Here is a 17,071-nt window from a genome sequence, read left to right on the forward strand (position 1 = left end):
GACAAGCGACGACACATGAAACGAAAAGGCCGGGCAACTGCCTGGCCTTTTCGTTTGTCTAGTTGAATTCGAACATCTTGCGAAAGATCCCGGGCGCGATTGCAGAGATCGGATTGACCGAAAGAACCGGATCTCCGAGTGGACCGCTTACCTTGTAGGTCACACCGATCAGCCCCTCCTGGGATCCGCCCCCGAGCGCAAAACCGAGAATCGGGATCTTGGCGAAGATATTGTTCAGCGCGTAGATCGGCACAAAGGTTCCCGTCAGATCAAGCGTTTGCGCCTTGAGGTCGACATCGCCCGTTACCGTGCCTCCGATCACCGCCCCTTGAAGGGCGCCTTTCGTGATTGTCAAACGGTCTCCCTGGCGAACGAAAGCAATGTCCAGGGTTTCGAAGGACGCCTCACCGCCCTGCTGACCGCGAATGGCATGGATCGCGCCCTGATCCCGTTGCCCCAACAGCCCGGGTTGTTCGCGCAGCTTGCGGATGGCAGGGTCTTCGGTGATCGACATGGATCGGACCCCGAAAGTACCCTCCCAGCTCTCATGACTTTCCATCCGGGCCTGAAGCTGTCCCTGGCCGCCGCGCATGCGGTCGTAGAGATTGAGAAACTTGAGCATTGCACCTGCGTCATCGAATGCCCCGATCGCATTGCGCCCTGCCCCATCGCTGCGATCCTCGATCTCGAAACTGAACGGAGCCCGGCCATTGAGCATGCCCGTAACGTCAGCTGCTGTCAGCCCGTTGGCATCCGTTTCCAGAATGCCGGTGAACTTCTCGACGTTTGTGTCGTTGAAGCCCTTTAGCCGGGAAACATTCGCCGTGATGGCGAGCCCCTTGGAAAAGCCGGAGCTGCTGTCCCCGCCCCTGGGTTTCCCGACCTGGCGGATCAGCCCTCGCGCGTCGAACTCTTCCCCGGACATGGCGACCTTGTACTTGCCGCCGGAACCGCGCTGGATCGTCAGCGAGACGTTGTCCCCAGCCCGCAGCCGGAACCTTGAGAACGACGCCTCTACCAGATCTCCCCCGGACGAAAGAGAAAGATTGCCCGCAACCTCCACGCCATCTGACAGGAGCCGGAAGTCCCGAACTTCCTGGCCATCGTCCTGCGGATCGAGAACGAAGCGGACCGTTGCGGGAACATTGGGCGCCTTCTCCCAACCAAGAGCGTCGAGACGCACGCGGGTCTGCTCCAGATCGATCTCGAAGGTTCTCTGACCGGCAAGATCGACAACGCGCACGACCATCGGCCCGTCGAGGAATGCCGTCAGGTCTATGCCACGCTGCTTCAGCTGGTCGGCCGAGACATCCAGAACAACGCCTTGCCGCGGCTTGACCTTCGAACCACCGAGCGGGAGCAGCAGATTGATATCCGCAGGCAGACCATCCAGAACGCCTTTCCCGACAACTGCCAGCTGGGACCGGTCGGCCTGCAGACGAATATTGCCCTTGGCGATCGTGTGCCCCTTGATCGGTTTGCTGGCAGTGAAACTCTTTGAGACCGCTTCCGCCCACCAGTCGACCTCAGCCAGATCCACCTGCTTGCGCATCGGGAACTCGGCATGGATCGTCGCTTCCGAGGGACCCGAAACCCCGTCGCTTGAGACGTCTGCGCGCTCGAGCACCCGGAACGGCTCCCGGTCGACGATCTCGCCAAGGTCGCCAGCGTCTCCGACCAGATCGACATCAAGAACGCCGAGCTTGTTCTCCCGGTCACGCAGGTTCAGGATCTTGAAGGTTGCCGAGGGGACCTCCACCTCCGAACCATCTTCGGTCCGTGCGATGCCGTCTGAACCTCGTACTGTCAGGATTTCGTCGGCAATCGTTACGGTTCCATCAACTCCGGAGATACGGGGAACGTCGCCGACGGGTTCAATCTCAGCACCCTGGAATTGAAGCTCCATGGTCATGTCGTTGCCCGACCAACCCGGATCAGGATCAGCCGGGTTGAACGCCGGAGGGCGAACCGCTGCCTGATAGCTGAAATGCGTGATCCTTCCGTCATGGATCCTGTCGATGATCCAGCGGCGCGCCGGCGGGACGAGCGTTATCGGCCAGACCTGCTTCGTCAGACCATAGGGAATGTCTTTTCCGTCCACTGCCACTGCAATGTAGGGGCCGTCAGCGCGCAACTCGACGGAGCCCGACGCCATGATCTGGGATGGCCCGGACTTGAGCAACGCCTCATCGAAGAAGAAGGTACGCCCAACCGGGTCAATGCGCCCGTCGATCGAGATTCCGTCGATTGTCATCGGGGCCAGCGGAATGTCCGAAGACCCGAACTGCGCGCGCTCGGTTGCAAGATCGATCGTCCAGTCCGCACCGGCCTCTTCAGGAATCTGAATCGATCCGCTGAAGAAGATCTGCGTGTTGCCATAAATTGCGTGAGACGTGGTGATCTCGATCCCGGGACGGTCGGCGACCCATTCAAGCGCAAGGGCCACATCATCATATCGTACCGAGGACCTGCCAAGCTGAAACCAGCCGTCGCTGGCCCTGGTAACCAGGCTGGCGACCTTGAACGCACCGTTATTTTCAAACCTGGTGTCGAAGCGCACGCTGAGCGGCAGGCCAAGCCCCTTGCCGCTGCGTACTTCCTGCTCCGCATCCAGCAGTTCGCCGAGAGAAATCTCGCGAAACAGCAGTGACAGACGCTTTTCGTCTTCCTCGCCCTCGCCGATGCGCCGCGTCAGCTGCAGCTGCCAGGGACCGACGCGTCCCGCAACGCGCGCCAGCGCGTCGATACGGGTGTCATCACGGCGACGCACTGTCGCATCGATGCCCCTGAACGAGCGCGCCAGCGCGCCAGTGACTTCAACTTCGCCGTTCGCAACCTCGACTTTCTCGAGGTTGCGTCGCGAGAACTCAAGATCGACAACATCCGCAACCTTGTCGATAGCTTCCATGAGATGAGACATCTCGGGCAGCTCACGCTCACTCTGTTCGACGCCCAGCACGATTTTTGGACGATCGAGAACAAGCGATTCGAAATGAATTTTCCCGGCAAGCAGAGCCATTCCGTCAAGCGGTGCCTCGACGCGTGGGAGCAGGACCTCTACCGCGACTTCGCCTTCAAGCCGAAGATGGGCCTCCCGGACAACAACCCGAATGCCATCCTTGTGGGCAAAGTCTATGGACGCATCGACGATCGTGAGCTTTGCAGGTCCACGGCTGGCCTGCTCTGCCATGAACCTTGCGAACATCGGCAGATGCACCGGCCCGCTCATCAGCCGGACACCGAGAACCGCGATGCAGACGACCAGAAACAACCCGACACTGGACGCGATCCTCCGGCGGCGGCTCCATCCGCGCCAGATATGCGTCCCTGCCTTGATCGCTGCACTCATTGATGTGTGAAGACCTCGTATCTTCCGCGCGCTCCATGTCGCCGCTGCGGCAGGTTTTTGTCCATGTCGCAATTGATCGAGTCGCCGTGGGCCCTATGATACCAATGCACACTGCAAAAGCACTAAACCGAAGCGCAAACTCGCGGATTTCCCGCAACCTTTAAACGGCTTAGTGTGTCGGAAGGAAGGCAAAAATGACTGTATTGGCAGCGGGCAGCGTTGCACCGGATTTCGAACTGGATACCGATGGCGGGAATCGGATCAGACTCTCCGATCTAAAAGGCGCGCCGGTCGTCGTCTATTTCTATCCCAAGGACGACACGCCGGGGTGCACCAAGGAAGCAATTGCCTTCACCGAGCTCGCGCCGGAATTCGAGAAGCTGGGGATCAGCATTGTCGGGATCTCACCTGACACGGCTGCGAAGCACGACAAGTTCAAGGCCAAGCACAACCTTTCGGTGACGCTGGCAGCCGACCCCGATCAAGCCGCAAGTAATGCCTTTGGCGTTTGGGTGGAAAAGTCCATGTACGGAAAGAAATACATGGGGATCGAGCGCTCGACCTTCCTCATCGCAGCCGACGGCACGATCGCCCGAACCTGGCCCAAGGTGAAGGTGCCCGGACACGCGCAGGAAGTTCTGGAAGCCGCGAAGGATCTCTAAGCTCGGCGATTACCGGCGCACAGGCGCCGCTTGAATATTCAGAACCCGGCACTCGCCGGGTTTTGTTTTGCCTGAAACACCGGACCAGCCGTTAACCCGTCGCTTCGCGCTCTCGTCTGGGCAAGGTCCCCGCTGCAAACCAGCGCCTTCATCTGGCTGCCGAATGGTTTTCCGTGAACGAAGGCTCCGAAAAATGAGCCGGAAACAATTTTTATTAACCTTAACGGCCTCTAATCAGGATCAACGACTCAACACCGTAGCCAAGTGATGCGAGAGACCTTGTTCCGTCAATCTCAATCCGGTCAAAGCGGTTTCGCGACCGAAAGACTGGATCGCCAGACACGCCCCAGAAACGGGCAGACAGCGGCCTTCTCTATCCGGCCTCGTACTGCTATTGCGCTCGCGGCCCTGCTTGCAGTCACCTCCCTTTCCTCTCTCGGCTCGCTTTCCTATTGGCTGCTACGAACCGACATGGTCGAGGCCGCGCAATCAAGGCAGGCAGCGTTGGAGGTCAGCTATCAGGATCGCATCGACCGTTTGCGGGCAGAACTCGACCGGATGAGCAGCCGGCAGGTTCTCGACCGTCAGAGTGTCGAGCAGCAGGTGTCCGAACTGATCCGCAAGCAGCAGGAACTGAACCAACGCCACTCCATCGTCAGCAGTCTGGTCGAGCGCGCGGAGCGCAGCGGCATTCGCCTGGCGATTGGAAACCATCTTCCGGGCCGAAAGCCGGAGCCGTTGTCGACAGCAGCAACAGTGGTTGAAGACGATGACAGGTCTGCGATCGGCGGCGAATCGGAACCGCTTGACGATCCGCTCAAGGCTCTGGGGCTCAGGGGCAGTTCTTCGGCTGAGGAACTTCCGCAAAAGACAACCGAACATACGCCGACATCCGGTGACCAGGCAGCGCTCGATCAGGTCGACGCCGATTTGCGCGCCATGACGACCGAAAGCGCTGCTGCACTCGACGCCCTTGCCGTGGCCGCCGAGGACCAGATCGACACGATCCTGGCTTCCACACGCCCGCTCGGGGTAAATCTTGCCGCGGTTGCCAAAAGGACCCGTGCGCGCGGCAGTGTCGGCGGCCCCTTTGTCCCGTTCCATGGACAAGGCTTCTCCGGACGCGTCAAGCGGGCGGAGCGTGCCTTGGTCGCTCTTGATGATCTGAAGCTTGCAGCTCAGCGGCTGCCGATTGCCCGGCCAATGAAAAGCGTCAAGATCTCCAGCAACTTCGGACCACGGATCGATCCTTTCCTCGGCAAGATCGCGATGCATACCGGCATGGATTTCAAGGCCCCGTATGGCGCCCGTGTATATTCCGCCGCACCCGGCACCGTGATTCATGCAGGGCGCAAGGGCGGCTACGGCAAGCTTGTCGAAATCCGTCATGCCAATGGACTTGTCACCCGCTACGCCCATCTCAGCCGTCTGCAGGTGGCAGAAGGCGACCATGTCACTGCTGGCGACGTCATAGGACACGTCGGGTCTACCGGCCGGTCCACCGGCCCTCACCTGCACTATGAGATCCGTATCGGCAACGAAGCCCTTGATCCGGCAGACTTTGTCGCGGCCGGCGACCGGCTGGACAAGCTGATCCGCAGCTGATCTGCAGGCTATGGGAAAAGAAAAAAGGCGCTGTCGTGGACAGCGCCTTTTTCATTGACGGAACAGGGTTGGACGATCAATCGATGTCCTGAACTTCCGCCTGGTCGCCGCCGAAGACCCGCTGGGCCAGCGCAGCTTCCATGAACTTGTCCAGGTCCCCATCCAGAACGTCCTGCGGAGACGTGCTTTCCACGCCCGTACGCAGATCCTTCACCAGCTGGTAGGGCTGAAGAACGTATGAACGGATCTGATGGCCCCAACCGATGTCGGTCTTGGAGGCCTGTTCCTTGTTGGCAGCTTCCTCGCGCTTCTTCAGCTCGGCCTCGTAAAGCCGGGCCTTGAGCATGGACCACGCGGTCGCGCGGTTCTTGTGCTGCGAACGTTCGGACTGGCACTGCACCACGATCCCTGTCGGCTGGTGCGTGATACGCACGGCCGAGTCGGTGGTGTTGACGTGCTGACCACCCGCGCCCGATGCACGGTAGGTATCGATCCGGCAATCACTTTCATTGACCTCGATATCGATCGAGTCATCAATGACCGGATAGACCCAGGCGCTGGAGAAGCTGGTATGCCGACGCGCCTGACTGTCGTATGGCGAGATGCGCACAAGGCGGTGAACACCGGATTCGGTCTTCAGCCAGCCGTAGGCATTCTCACCCTTGATCAGCAGGGTTGCTGACTTGATACCGGCTTCTTCGCCGTCATGATATTCCAGAACCTCGACCTTGAAGCCACGCTTTTCCGCCCACCGGCGGTACATCCGCAACATCATCGAGGCCCAGTCCTGGCTCTCGGTACCACCTGCTCCAGAATTGATTTCCAGATAGGTGTCGTTGGCGTCTGCTTCGCCTGAGAGCAGCGACTGGAGTTGAAGCTGGTTAACCTTGTCCTTCAGACCGCGCAGCGCATCCTCGGCGTCCTCGATCACCGACTTGTCGTCTTCCATCTCGCCGAGTTCAATCAGCTCGATGTTGTCCGCAAGGTCCCGCTCGAGGCCTTTGACGCCATTGATACCGTCGTCCAGCTGCTGGCGTTCCCGCATGAGTTTTTGCGCCTTGGCTGGATCATTCCAAAGCGTCGGGTCTTCGGACGCAGCGTTGAGTTCATCTAGTCTGACGAGAGCCTGATCCCAGTCAAAGATGCCTCCTCAGCAGGCTTATGGCCTGCTTGATTTCATCGACGATGCCTTCCATTTCGGCGCGCATCGGATACCTCGCTCAATTTGTGAAAGAAGCCCGGCCCCACGCATTGGGGACCGGGCAGAAAGTGGGCGGACATTAGCCGCGTCGTTCCGGCCTGTAAACCGGCAAAGCCGATCGTCAGTAGAGACCGCCGGTACCGCTCAGAACGGCTTGGCCAGCCTCCGGGGAGACCTCGCGCGGGATCCCCATCTCGTCCTGGAAGCCAATAACCGAATAGCTGTCCGGTGGGGCCATACCCGGCTTGAACGCTTCCAGAATCGTACCGGGAGTTCCCGCAGCAGCACGAAGGCCGGTGCGGCGGTTGATCGGAATCAGCTGCAGGCCCTTGGGCACGCGGAACTCGACCGGTGGCTTGTCGGCAAGAGCCTGCTTGACGAAGTCGGTAAAGATGGGAGCGGCCACCTGGCCGCCCGTCGCCCCGCGCCCCATAGGGCGCGGCGTGTCGTAGCCGACGAAGACACCGACCGCCAGGTCCGGGGTAAAGCCCATGAACCAGGCATCTTTTTCGTCATTCGTGGTTCCGGTCTTGCCGGCCACGGGACGCCCGACCGCCTGAACGCCGGTGGCCGTTCCGCGCTGAACCACGCCTTCCATCATCGAGGTGATCTGGTAGGCGGTCATCGGATCGAGCACCTGTTCGCGGTCATCGATCAGCTCCGGTTCGGCCTGCCCGGTCCAATCATCCTGGGTACACCCGTCGCAGATCCGGCTGTCATGCTTGTAGATCGTGCGCCCGTAGCGATCCTGGATACGGTCGATCAGGGTCGGCCTGATCCGTCGGCCGCCATTGGCAATGGTCGCGTAGGCAGCAGTCATGCGCATGACGGTCGTCTCGCCAGCGCCAAGGGACATGGACAACACTGGCAGCATGTTGTCGTAGATGCCGAAGCGCTTTGCGTATTCCGCCACGAGCGGCATGCCCATGTCTTGAGCGAGCCGGACCGTCATCACGTTCCGTGACAACTCGATGCCGGTTCGGAGCGTCGAGGGCCCATAGAACTTGCCGCCATAATTCTGCGGTCGCCACGTGCCCAGACCCGGTCCCTGGCTGATCTCGAGAGGAGCGTCCATGACCACCGACGACGGCGTGTAGCCGTTGTCGAGCGCGGCAGCGTATAGGAACGGCTTGAACGAAGACCCTGGTTGGCGGTAGGCCTGTGTGGCACGGTTGAACTCGCTTTGTGCAAAGCTGAAGCCGCCAACCATGGCAAGCACGCGTCCGGTATAGGGGTCCATAGCCACGATAGCGCCGGACACCTTCGGAATCTGCCGAAGCTCGAAGCTGCCCGGGGCAACTGCGCTTTCCTGCACGTAGACGACATCACCCGGCTTGAGTACATCGGAAACAGCGCCGGGTTCGCGACCGCTGACACGAGCCCATTTCATGGTTTCAAGAAACAGCTTGCCAGTTGTGCGGTCCGTCGAAAGCTGGCCACTTACGAGTGTTCTGGGCTGCAGCCCGACGGTTGCAGAGGAAGAACCGCTTTCAAGCACAACGGCCAACCGCCACTCGGGCAAGTCACCATAGGCTTCGACACTTCCCAGTTCCACGCCCCAGTCACCGGAAATGTTGATCTGCTTTACCGGTCCGCGCCAACCGTCGCGTTTGCGGTCAAAGTCGATCAGGCCTTCATGAAGAACCCTGCGTGCAAGAACCTGCAGCTTTGGATCGAGCGTGGAGCGAACCGACAGACCACCTTCGTAAAGGCGGTTTTCGCCGAAGATATCGGCAACCTCGCGCCGCACCTCCTCGGTGAAATATTCGGCAGCCTCCAGCTGAATACCGGTGTCGCGCGGCGTCACCTTCAACGGCTTGGCCTTGGCTTCCTCGCCTTCCTCGACCGAAACGAACCCGCTGGCGACCATGCGATCGAGAACATAATTCCGGCGTTCAATCGCGGCCTCCGTCTTGCGGAAGGGATGATAGTTGCTCGGGCCCTTGGGCAGTGCGCCAAGATAGGCGATTTCCTCTAGGGTCAACTCATGTACGGATTTGTCGAAGTAGAGAAGCGATGCTGCGGCGACGCCGTAAGCGCCGAGACCGAAGTAGATCTCGTTCAGGTACAGCTCGAGGATCTCGTCCTTGGTGTAGGCCTGCTCGATGCGCAGCGATAGAATCGCTTCCTTGATCTTGCGCTCGATCGACACGTCGTTGGTGAGCAGGAAGTTCTTTGCCACCTGCTGCGTGATCGTCGATGCACCTTCCGGACGCCGCCCGCTTCCAAGGTTCTGCACATAGCGGATTACCGCTCGGGCGATGCCTTCAGGGTCGACGCCGATATGGCTGTAGAAGTTCTTGTCTTCCGTCGCGATGAAAGCCTGCTTCAGGCGATCTGGAATGGCCTGGATCGGCAGGAACATGCGCCTCTGGCGCGCATATTCGGCCATCAGGCTGCCGTCAGACGCGTGAACGCGGGTCATGACCGGCGGTTCGTAGTTCTTCAGCGCGGTATAGTCCGGCAGGCCCTCGTTGAGGCGCTGCAGGTAAATCCACACGCCAGCTGCCACAACGAGCCCCAGGGCTGCGCCGATCCCGAACAGATAGCCAAAAAACTTCACAAGGAATTTCATACCGCGGGCTCGTCTTTCCCGGATCATTGTTGTCACGCGGGTCTTAACACATGCCCGCAAGGAACACACCGGATTCGGACCGGCGGAACCTCAATCAATTCACTGCCTTCCTCTTCCACCAATATGGCGATGCTGAGGCAGCGCGAAATGCCGCTTCCGGCCGCAAACTGCGGCGCGTCGGGCTATTGGGTCTCTTCGGCCTGCTGGCGCGCCAGACGGGGCCGGAAGAAGTTGTCGACAGATGCCACGATCGCCCCCGCCATACGGTCGCGCCACTCGTCTGAAATCAGCAGTTTCTCATCGTGTTCGTTGGACAGGTAACCCAACTCGACCAGAACCGAAGGAACATCATGGGCCTTCAAAACACGGAAACCCGCAGACCTGTGCGGATTGTTGATCAGTTTCACCGCACTCTTGAGCTCGGAAACAAGGGTCCGGGCGTAATGGACCGAGAAATTGCGTGTCTCGCGCCTCGCTAGGTCGAGCAGGATGTCGGTCACCTCTGTAGGCTCGTCCTGGAGCTCTACGCCGGCGATGATGTCGGACATGTTCTCGCTTTCGGCAAGTTCCCCGGCAAGATCGTCCGATGCCTCTTCGGAGAGCGTATAGACTGTCGCCCCACGGACGACCTTGCGACCGCGCCTGACCGAATCGGCATGGATGGAAATGAACAGATCTGCTTCCAGCCGGTGGCCGATTTCAACTCTCTTGCCGAGCGGAATGAACGTGTCATCCTCGCGGGTCAGGTGCACCGAATAGCGTCCGGTCTCCTCCAGCCTCCGCTTGAGAATGCTTGCGAAGTCCAGAACAACGGCCTTCTCAAGCGTTCCGGCAATTCCCTCCGCGCCTGTATCGATACCGCCATGCCCCGGATCGAGAACGATCACAGGTCGATCCCCCTTCGCCTCCGGGGCATCAAGTCGGTCGCCCTTTCGCCCACCGTTGCGCTGTTTCATTTCCTCGCGGGAGATGCGCACGAACTCCAGGAAATCGTCGCGGGTTGTCTTGACGAGATCGATGACAAGACGCGCCGGCTGGTCATCGACAGCCGGAAGGACGAAGGTCTTGTCGATGGAGACCGGCTCGTTCACGTCGATCACGATCCGCGACTTGCCGGCAGCGAACAGCCCATAGCGCCAAGCCGAAACAAGACCCCGGCCTTCTTTTCCCGCATCGTCCGGCAGAGAAAACCCGACTTCGGGCAAATCCAGTATCAACCGATAGGGATCGGCGAGGCCGGACATGGCAACATCCATCTGGCCTTCGAGATCCAGGATGAACCGCGTTCTGACGAGGTCACCCGCAACCCGTGCACCGACCACCTTCACCGGCTGCCCAGGTGTCGATGCACCATGGCCAGCCTGAACTTGGACACAGATCACCATCAGGCCCGCCAGAAAAAGACGCAGGGGAACCAAAATGACTGGGCCGGTCGCCTTCGCCAATAAGTTGTTCCACGCCTTCGCCAATCGCATTTTCTCCAGCCTGTCGTTCGTGTCTGTCACAACCGCGGCTGACCCGGCACACAACCGGCTGCCGCTGTCAGGGCCGCGCCCTTGCGGGTGCGCACTTCAAAAGAACTTTTATCGCATTCACATTGCTTGCAAATAGATGTCATGGATCGTAAAAGTACCTTACGGATTTCGGTCTGAAATCGGTACCTTCCGAGGCGTGGGAAAGTTTGATCTTTCCACATGTCATCGTAACCGACGGCAATGTCAGGGGCAAAATTTTGAGGCCTTGTCCCCTTTCCGAATGCCCGGATACTTCAGGAAAATGGCACCGGCAAGACCAGGTAACGTCGTGCCCGCGGAACTCGTGACAACATTGATTTCAATGTCTGTCGTAGGAGGTGCCGCGAAGCAGGATTGCCACCGGTCCGCGGCACATGGATGCGGAATTTCGCAGGGTAATACCGCGATTCGCTCTCCATGCAATGTAACGACATACAAACTCACGGGCCGGCGTGCCCCGAAGGAAGCGCGATGAGAACAGCAACGAACAGACAGGCAGGCACCGCTTTTGCGGCCCCTGGCGTTCCTTGCATGACCGCGCCCGACGCCGTCTCCCGCCTTACCCACTTTGACACCTATAATACGGCACCGGACCTCGCTTCGGGCGTGACGCGCATTCTTGGCGCGACAGACCCGCGTGCCGTGGAGACATTCATCAATGGCAAACAAGATGCTGATCGATGCGGCCCACCCGGAAGAGACTCGGGTGGTCGTCGTTCGCGGCAATCGGGTTGAAGAATTCGACTTCGAGGCAGCTAACAGGAAGCAGTTACGCGGTAACATATATCTGGCAAGAGTGACCAGAGTGGAGCCCTCGCTCCAGGCGGCATTCGTCGAATACGGCGGAAATCGTCACGGCTTCCTTGCGTTCAGTGAAATCCACCCGGATTACTATCAGATTCCCGTCGCGGATCGTCAGGCCCTGCTGGAAGCAGAAGCTGCCGAAGCCGGTCACGGCGATGACGAAGCGGACGAAAAGCCGAAGCGGCGCCCGCGTCGCCGCTCCCGTGCAGCTTCCAACAATGGCGGCGAAACGGTCGCTTCGGAAGTTGAAGACGCAACGTCCGGGGACGGCGAAGAAGTAGCTGCGGAGGCCAATGCCCAGTCTGCGGTTGATGGCGATGGCGGCGAGAGCGTCCCGGCCGAAAACGCTGCTTCCGACGATGACGCCGACCTGGACGAATCGGACGACAGCGACAACGGTTCCGACGACAGCAATGACGACGAAGACCAGGTTGAATCGGTCGGCGCCGAGGATGCCATGGAAGAAGTGCCGGTGCGCCGTCAGGCCCGCCGCCAGTACAAGATCCAGGAAGTCATCAAGCGTCGCCAGGTGATCCTGGTGCAGGTTGTCAAGGAAGAGCGCGGCAACAAGGGCGCTGCCCTGACCACCTATCTGTCACTTGCAGGCCGCTATTCGGTGCTGATGCCCAACACCGGCCGTGGTGGCGGCATCTCCCGCAAGATCACCCAGCCGACCGACCGCAAACGCCTGAAGAAGATCGCCTCCGAACTGGATGTGCCGGAAGGCATGGGTGTCATCCTGCGCACGGCCGGTGCAAGCCGCACCAAGGCCGAGATCAAGCGCGACTTCGAATATCTGATGCGGCTTTGGGAAACGGTTCGCGAGCTGACACTGAAGTCGACCGCGCCAAGCCTCGTCTACGAGGAAGGCAGCCTGATCAAGCGATCGATCCGCGATCTCTACAACAAGGATATCGACGAGGTTCTCGTTGCCGGAGAAGAGGGCTACCGCGAGGCCAAGGACTTCATGCGCATGCTCATGCCGAGCCATGCCAAGAACGTCCAGCCTTACCGCGACGCCTCTCCGCTGTTCATCAGATACGGCGTGGAACCGCAGCTTGACGCCATGTTCTCTCCGCAGGTGACGTTGAAGTCCGGCGGCTACATCGTCATCAACCAGACGGAAGCCCTGGTCTCCATCGACGTGAACTCGGGCAAGTCGACCCGTGAGCACAATATCGAGGACACCGCGCTCCAGACCAACCTGGAAGCTGCGGAAGAAGTGACCCGCCAGCTCCGCCTGCGCGACCTTGCCGGCCTTGTCGTGATCGACTTCATCGATATGGAGGAGAACAAGAACAACCGTGCGGTCGAGCGCAAGCTCAAGGATTGCCTGAAGAACGACCGGGCCCGCATCCAGGTCGGCCGGATCTCCCATTTCGGCCTTCTGGAGATGTCGCGCCAGCGCATCCGCACAGGTGTCCTGGAAAGCTCCACGACCCCCTGCCCGCACTGCCATGGCACCGGCATGATCCGTTCCGTGGAATCGGTGGCCCTGCACGTTCTGCGCTCGCTGGAAGACAACCTTCTGAAAGGCGCAACCCACAATCTGGTCATCACGACCACGACGGAAGTCGCTCTCTATATCCTGAACCAGAAGCGCCGGAACCTTTCGGATCTCGAAGCCCGTTTCGCGGTCGAGGTCGAAGTCCAGGCCGACGTCATGGTCAACGGCCAGCTTTACGTGCTGGAGCGCGCGGATCCGGTGGACCGCGAACGCAATCCCCAGCCCGTGATTCCGATTGTCCAGCCGGATACGATCGATCTGATGGACGAACCGGAAGTCGAGATCGAGGAAGAGGTCGAAGCCGAAGCCGAAGAGCAGGCAGAAGACGGTGAGCGCGATCGCCGCCGCCGTCGCCGCCGCAAGCGTCGGCGTGGCGGATCGGACAACTCCGAGCAACAGGAAGCGCGCAGCTCCGAGGGTGAGGAATCCGGTGAAACGGCCGAAGCTCGCGAAGGCGACGAGGAGAACAACGGCGACGATAGCGACGAACCGCGCCGCAAGCGCCGCCGTGGTCGCCGTGGCGGACGTCGCGGTCGCCGTGGCAACGAGGAAGCTCAGGCGGAAGAGGTTTCGGCTGAATCCGCTGAAGGAGCGGACAACGCGGATGCAGAAGCTGCTCACGCCGAAAAGCCTGTGGAAGCTGCTGACGCTACCGCCGATGAAACCGCCAGTGTAGCTCTCAGTGAGCCGGCTGGTGAGACCACGGAAGCGCCCGCAGAGCCGGAAGCTCCGGCTCAGGCCGCAGCAGTCGAAGCAACGGAAGCTGCCGAAGAGACACCGCAGCCAGTCGCAGAAGCGGAAGAAACACCGGTCGACGAGCGGAAGATCGAGATCTCCACTCCGGTATCGACAGCACCGGCCGAGCCGGTTGTGACCAGCGAGCGCAGCTCTGGTGATGACGATACCCCGTCCAAGCCCAAGCGCGGCGGATGGTGGCAGCGCCGATCCTTCTTCTGAGGATCGCGTCTCAGATCGAAAACAGGAAAGGCGGCCAATCGGCCGCCTTTTTATTTGCGCGAGAATTGCGATCCGGTCAGTCGGATCGACCGAGCCAGGAGCCCAGGCTGTCAACGGCACGCTGCATGTCGGAATATGAGCCGGCGAACGAGAGTCGCGTGTAGCTTGCCCCGCGCGCGACATCAAAGTCGGCCCCAGGCGTCGCGGCAACGCCTGCCTCGTGCAACATGGCCCGTGTGAACTCCAGTGAGTCGGGGGAGAAGCTGCTGGTATCCGCATAGATGTAGAAGGCACCATCGACCGGCAACAGCTTGTCGAAGCCGATCTTCGGCAACTCCCGGAGCAGCAGCTCCCGATTTCGCGCATAGCCGGCCTTGACCGCTTCCAGCTCGTCCCGCGCCTCAAGTGCGGCTGAAGCGGCAATCTGCGACAGTTCCGGTGGCGAGATGTAAAGGCTTTGCGCTATGCGTTCGACCGGCCGCATCAAGGCTTCGGGCAGAACCATCCAGCCAATGCGCCATCCGGTCATGCAGTAGTATTTCGAGAAGCTGTTGATGATGATCGCCTGATCGGAGGTCTCAAGCGCGCACGCCTGCTGCCCCTCATAGACAAGACCATGATAGATCTCGTCGGAAATGAACCAGATCCGCTCGGCGTCGCAATAATCAACGAGTTCGGCGAGGGCCTCCGCGCTCATCATCGTGCCGGTCGGATTGGCGGGGCTGGCAACCAGAACGCCGCGCACCGGCCCGTCCTTTTGGGCCCTTGCGATATGGTCCGGCGTCAGGCGCCAGCGGGTTTCCGGGCCGACATCGATCTCGACCGGCACTAGTCCGAGCGCCTTCAGGATATTCCTATAGGCCGGGTAGCCCGGCGAAGTCAGAACGATCCGATCGCCCGGATCGAACGCTGCAAGGAAGGTCAGGTTAAAGCCCGCCGACGACCCGGTCGTCGCCATGAAACGCTCCGCTGGAACATCGACGCCATATGCGGTCCGATAATGTGCACTGAGCTTCTGTCTGAGGCTCAGATGGCCTCTTGCTTCCGTGTAGCCGAGCCTTCCATGCTCCAGCGCGGACCGGGCTGCCGCCAATGCTTCTTGCGGCGCCGGTGCGGCAGGCTGGCCAACCTCCATGTGAATGATGGTGCGACCGGCCGCCTCGAGCTTTGCCGCTTCGGACAAGACATCCATGGCCAGAAACGGCGCTACTTCACTACGCCTTGAAATCGCCGGACTGTGGCCAGACATTCACCCAAACTCCTGTTTCGCCTCGCTTTGCGAACGCTTCTAGCAGGTGACAGGAGAATTTGGTACGCCGGCGACGCTTGACCTAGCCTCGCCGCCGAACCTACGGTCAGCCCGCAATTAACGAAAGGGACAGGCGTGACGGTTTTGCGAGCTCCGAATGCATCCGGAAAACAGACTTGGTCCAAGCTTGGAAAGGGTTTTGCCCACCGGATGACCGCATCGCTCTGCGCGCTCGGCATAGCACTACCCCTTGCCCTGCCCGCGGCGGTAACGCAGGCAGAGGCCCAGGGTCGGGGCCTGGCGCTCGTTCGCGATGCCGAGGCAGAAGACCTGCTGAAGGACTATGCCGCACCGATCTTCAAGGTCGCCGGTATCGGCAACTCGCCGGTCGAGATCATTCTCGTCAATGACAAGTCCTTTAACGCATTCGTCCCGGACAGCCGGCGCATGTTCATCAACCTTGGCGTCCTGATGGAAGCGGATACTCCGAGCGAGGTTATCGGGGTGATCGCACACGAGACGGGGCATATCGCCGGCCGGCACCTTGTCCGCCTGCGCTCGGCAGCCGCAAACGCGCAGATCATGTCCGTCATCGGCATGATTCTCGGCGCCGGGGCCATGGCGGCCGGCGCAGCAGCCGGTTCATCCGACGCAGCACAGGGCGGGGCTGCAGCGGCCCTGGGTTCCGGAACCCTCGGCCAGCGGACCTTCCTGTCCTACCAGCGCGGCGAGGAAGCCGCTGCCGACCGCGCTGCCCTCAAGTACCTGAATGCCACCGGTCAAAGCGCCAAGGGCATGCTGAAGACCTTTGAACGTTTTGCCGAACAACAGGTTTTTTCGGCACGGTTCGTCGACCCTTACGCGGTCAGTCACCCCATGGCCCGGGACCGATATCGTTCGCTCGCCGACGCGGCGCAGAAGAGCAAGTACTTCAATACACCGGATCCGGCGGGCCTCCAGCGTCGTCACGACATGGTCAAGGCAAAGCTCATTGCCTTCACAAGCCACCCAAACGCTGTCGCGCGGGCATTCCCGCGCTCGGACAAGAGCATGCCTGCGCAATACGCCAGAGCGATTGCGGCCATGAAGAGCCGTGCACGGGGATCGGTGAAACTGATCGACGACTTGATCAGGACGGAACCGAACAACCCGTATTTCCATGAATTGAAGGGTCAGGCACTGCTTGAAAGCGGTAATCCCAAAGCTGCGATCGCTCCCTTCCGCCAGGCCGTTGCGCTGAGACCCAACGAAGGACAATTCCTGATCTGGTTGGGCTACGCTCTTGTCGGGTCGAACAATCCAGCGGTCTTGCCGGAAGCGGAAAGCGTGTTGAAGAAAGGTCTTCAACGCGACCCGAATTCCGGCGTCGGCTACAGCCAGCTGGCGATCGCCCATGCCCGCCAGGGCGAGCAGCCGGAGGCAGATCTGGCGACGGCGAAGGGTCTCATGGTGGCCGGAGACTTTGGTGCGGCGAAGCGATATGCGGCCCGAGCTCAAAAGAATTTGAAGCGCGGAACGCCAGCATGGCTTCAAGCTGACGATATTGTGTCTTACAAACCACCACAACTGGACCGACGTTAGGGGCCGAAGCGGCGACAGCAGACGCCGTGTTCGATCTTCAAAGACAAACGCCGCACGAAGGCGGCGC

General features: G+C 60.4%; 9 protein-coding genes. 4 read left to right on the forward strand and 5 right to left on the reverse strand.

The genetic code is table 11. The features are described from left to right. Positions 1-58: 58 nt before the first annotated feature. Entirely contained in the window at positions 59-3,349 is a 3,291-nt protein-coding gene (locus ACN0SY_RS17885; protein ID WP_417689560.1) for an AsmA-like C-terminal domain-containing protein, read from the reverse strand. 194 nt (positions 3,350-3,543) lie between these two features. On the opposite strand from ACN0SY_RS17885, the gene bcp reads away from it, so the two are divergent. Both bcp and ACN0SY_RS17895 read left to right on the forward strand, forming a co-directional pair. Beyond that, positions 3,544-4,011, forward strand: a complete 468-nt coding sequence (gene bcp, locus ACN0SY_RS17890; RefSeq protein ID WP_417689561.1) for a thioredoxin-dependent thiol peroxidase — start codon at positions 3,544-3,546, stop codon at positions 4,009-4,011. A 279-nt stretch (positions 4,012-4,290) separates the two neighbouring features. Beyond that, a complete protein-coding gene (locus tag ACN0SY_RS17895) occupies positions 4,291-5,616 on the forward strand; it encodes a M23 family metallopeptidase (protein WP_417689563.1) in 1,326 nt (441 codons plus the stop codon). 76 nt (positions 5,617-5,692) lie between these two features. Here ACN0SY_RS17895 and prfB read toward each other — a convergent pair. From prfB to ACN0SY_RS17910, 3 genes are all read right to left on the reverse strand, one after another. Next, positions 5,693-6,824, reverse strand: a protein-coding gene (prfB, locus tag ACN0SY_RS17900; RefSeq protein ID WP_417689565.1) for a peptide chain release factor 2 whose coding sequence is annotated in 2 segments (ribosomal slippage) — positions 5,693-6,754 and positions 6,756-6,824 — 1,131 coding nt in all. Because the reading frame shifts where the segments join, the coding sequence is not laid out codon by codon here. Between the two features lie 114 nt (positions 6,825-6,938). Next, positions 6,939-9,392: a penicillin-binding protein 1A gene (locus ACN0SY_RS17905; RefSeq protein WP_417689567.1), complete on the reverse strand. Its 2,454-nt coding sequence runs from the start codon at positions 9,390-9,392 to the stop codon at positions 6,939-6,941. Positions 9,393-9,574: 182 nt separating this feature from the next. Further along, complete coding sequence (locus ACN0SY_RS17910; protein ID WP_417689569.1) at positions 9,575-10,837, reverse strand: N-acetylmuramoyl-L-alanine amidase; 1,263 nt, start codon at positions 10,835-10,837, stop codon at positions 9,575-9,577. A 727-nt stretch (positions 10,838-11,564) separates the two neighbouring features. On the opposite strand from ACN0SY_RS17910, the gene ACN0SY_RS17915 reads away from it, so the two are divergent. Next, on the forward strand, positions 11,565-14,174 hold the full coding sequence (locus tag ACN0SY_RS17915; RefSeq protein ID WP_417689570.1) for an Rne/Rng family ribonuclease: 2,610 nt from the start codon (positions 11,565-11,567) through the stop codon (positions 14,172-14,174). 76 nt (positions 14,175-14,250) lie between these two features. Here ACN0SY_RS17915 and ACN0SY_RS17920 read toward each other — a convergent pair whose 3' ends face one another. After that, on the reverse strand, positions 14,251-15,423 hold the full coding sequence (locus tag ACN0SY_RS17920) for a pyridoxal phosphate-dependent aminotransferase (protein WP_417689572.1): 1,173 nt from the start codon (positions 15,421-15,423) through the stop codon (positions 14,251-14,253). A 135-nt stretch (positions 15,424-15,558) separates the two neighbouring features. Between ACN0SY_RS17920 and ACN0SY_RS17925 the strand changes: the two genes are divergently transcribed. Continuing rightward, complete coding sequence (locus ACN0SY_RS17925) at positions 15,559-17,004, forward strand: M48 family metalloprotease (protein WP_417689574.1); 1,446 nt, start codon at positions 15,559-15,561, stop codon at positions 17,002-17,004. Positions 17,005-17,071 lie beyond the last annotated feature (67 nt).

It is taken from the genome of Roseibium sp., from assembly GCF_048261595.1.
In the GTDB taxonomy this organism is placed as follows: domain Bacteria; phylum Pseudomonadota; class Alphaproteobacteria; order Rhizobiales; family Stappiaceae; genus Roseibium.

What these genes read in the sequence shown, in the direction of transcription:
- ACN0SY_RS17885 (WP_417689560.1), bottom strand. Translation starts at nt 3,349, where the DNA reads ATGAGTGCAGCGATCAAGGCAGGGACGCATATCTGGCGCGGATGGAGC.
- bcp (WP_417689561.1), top strand. Translation starts at nt 3,544, where the DNA reads ATGACTGTATTGGCAGCGGGCAGCGTTGCACCGGATTTCGAACTGGAT.
- ACN0SY_RS17905 (WP_417689567.1), bottom strand. Translation starts at nt 9,392, where the DNA reads ATGAAATTCCTTGTGAAGTTTTTTGGCTATCTGTTCGGGATCGGCGCA.
- ACN0SY_RS17915 (WP_417689570.1), top strand. Translation starts at nt 11,565, where the DNA reads ATGGCAAACAAGATGCTGATCGATGCGGCCCACCCGGAAGAGACTCGG.
- ACN0SY_RS17920 (WP_417689572.1), bottom strand. Translation starts at nt 15,423, where the DNA reads ATGTCTGGCCACAGTCCGGCGATTTCAAGGCGTAGTGAAGTAGCGCCG.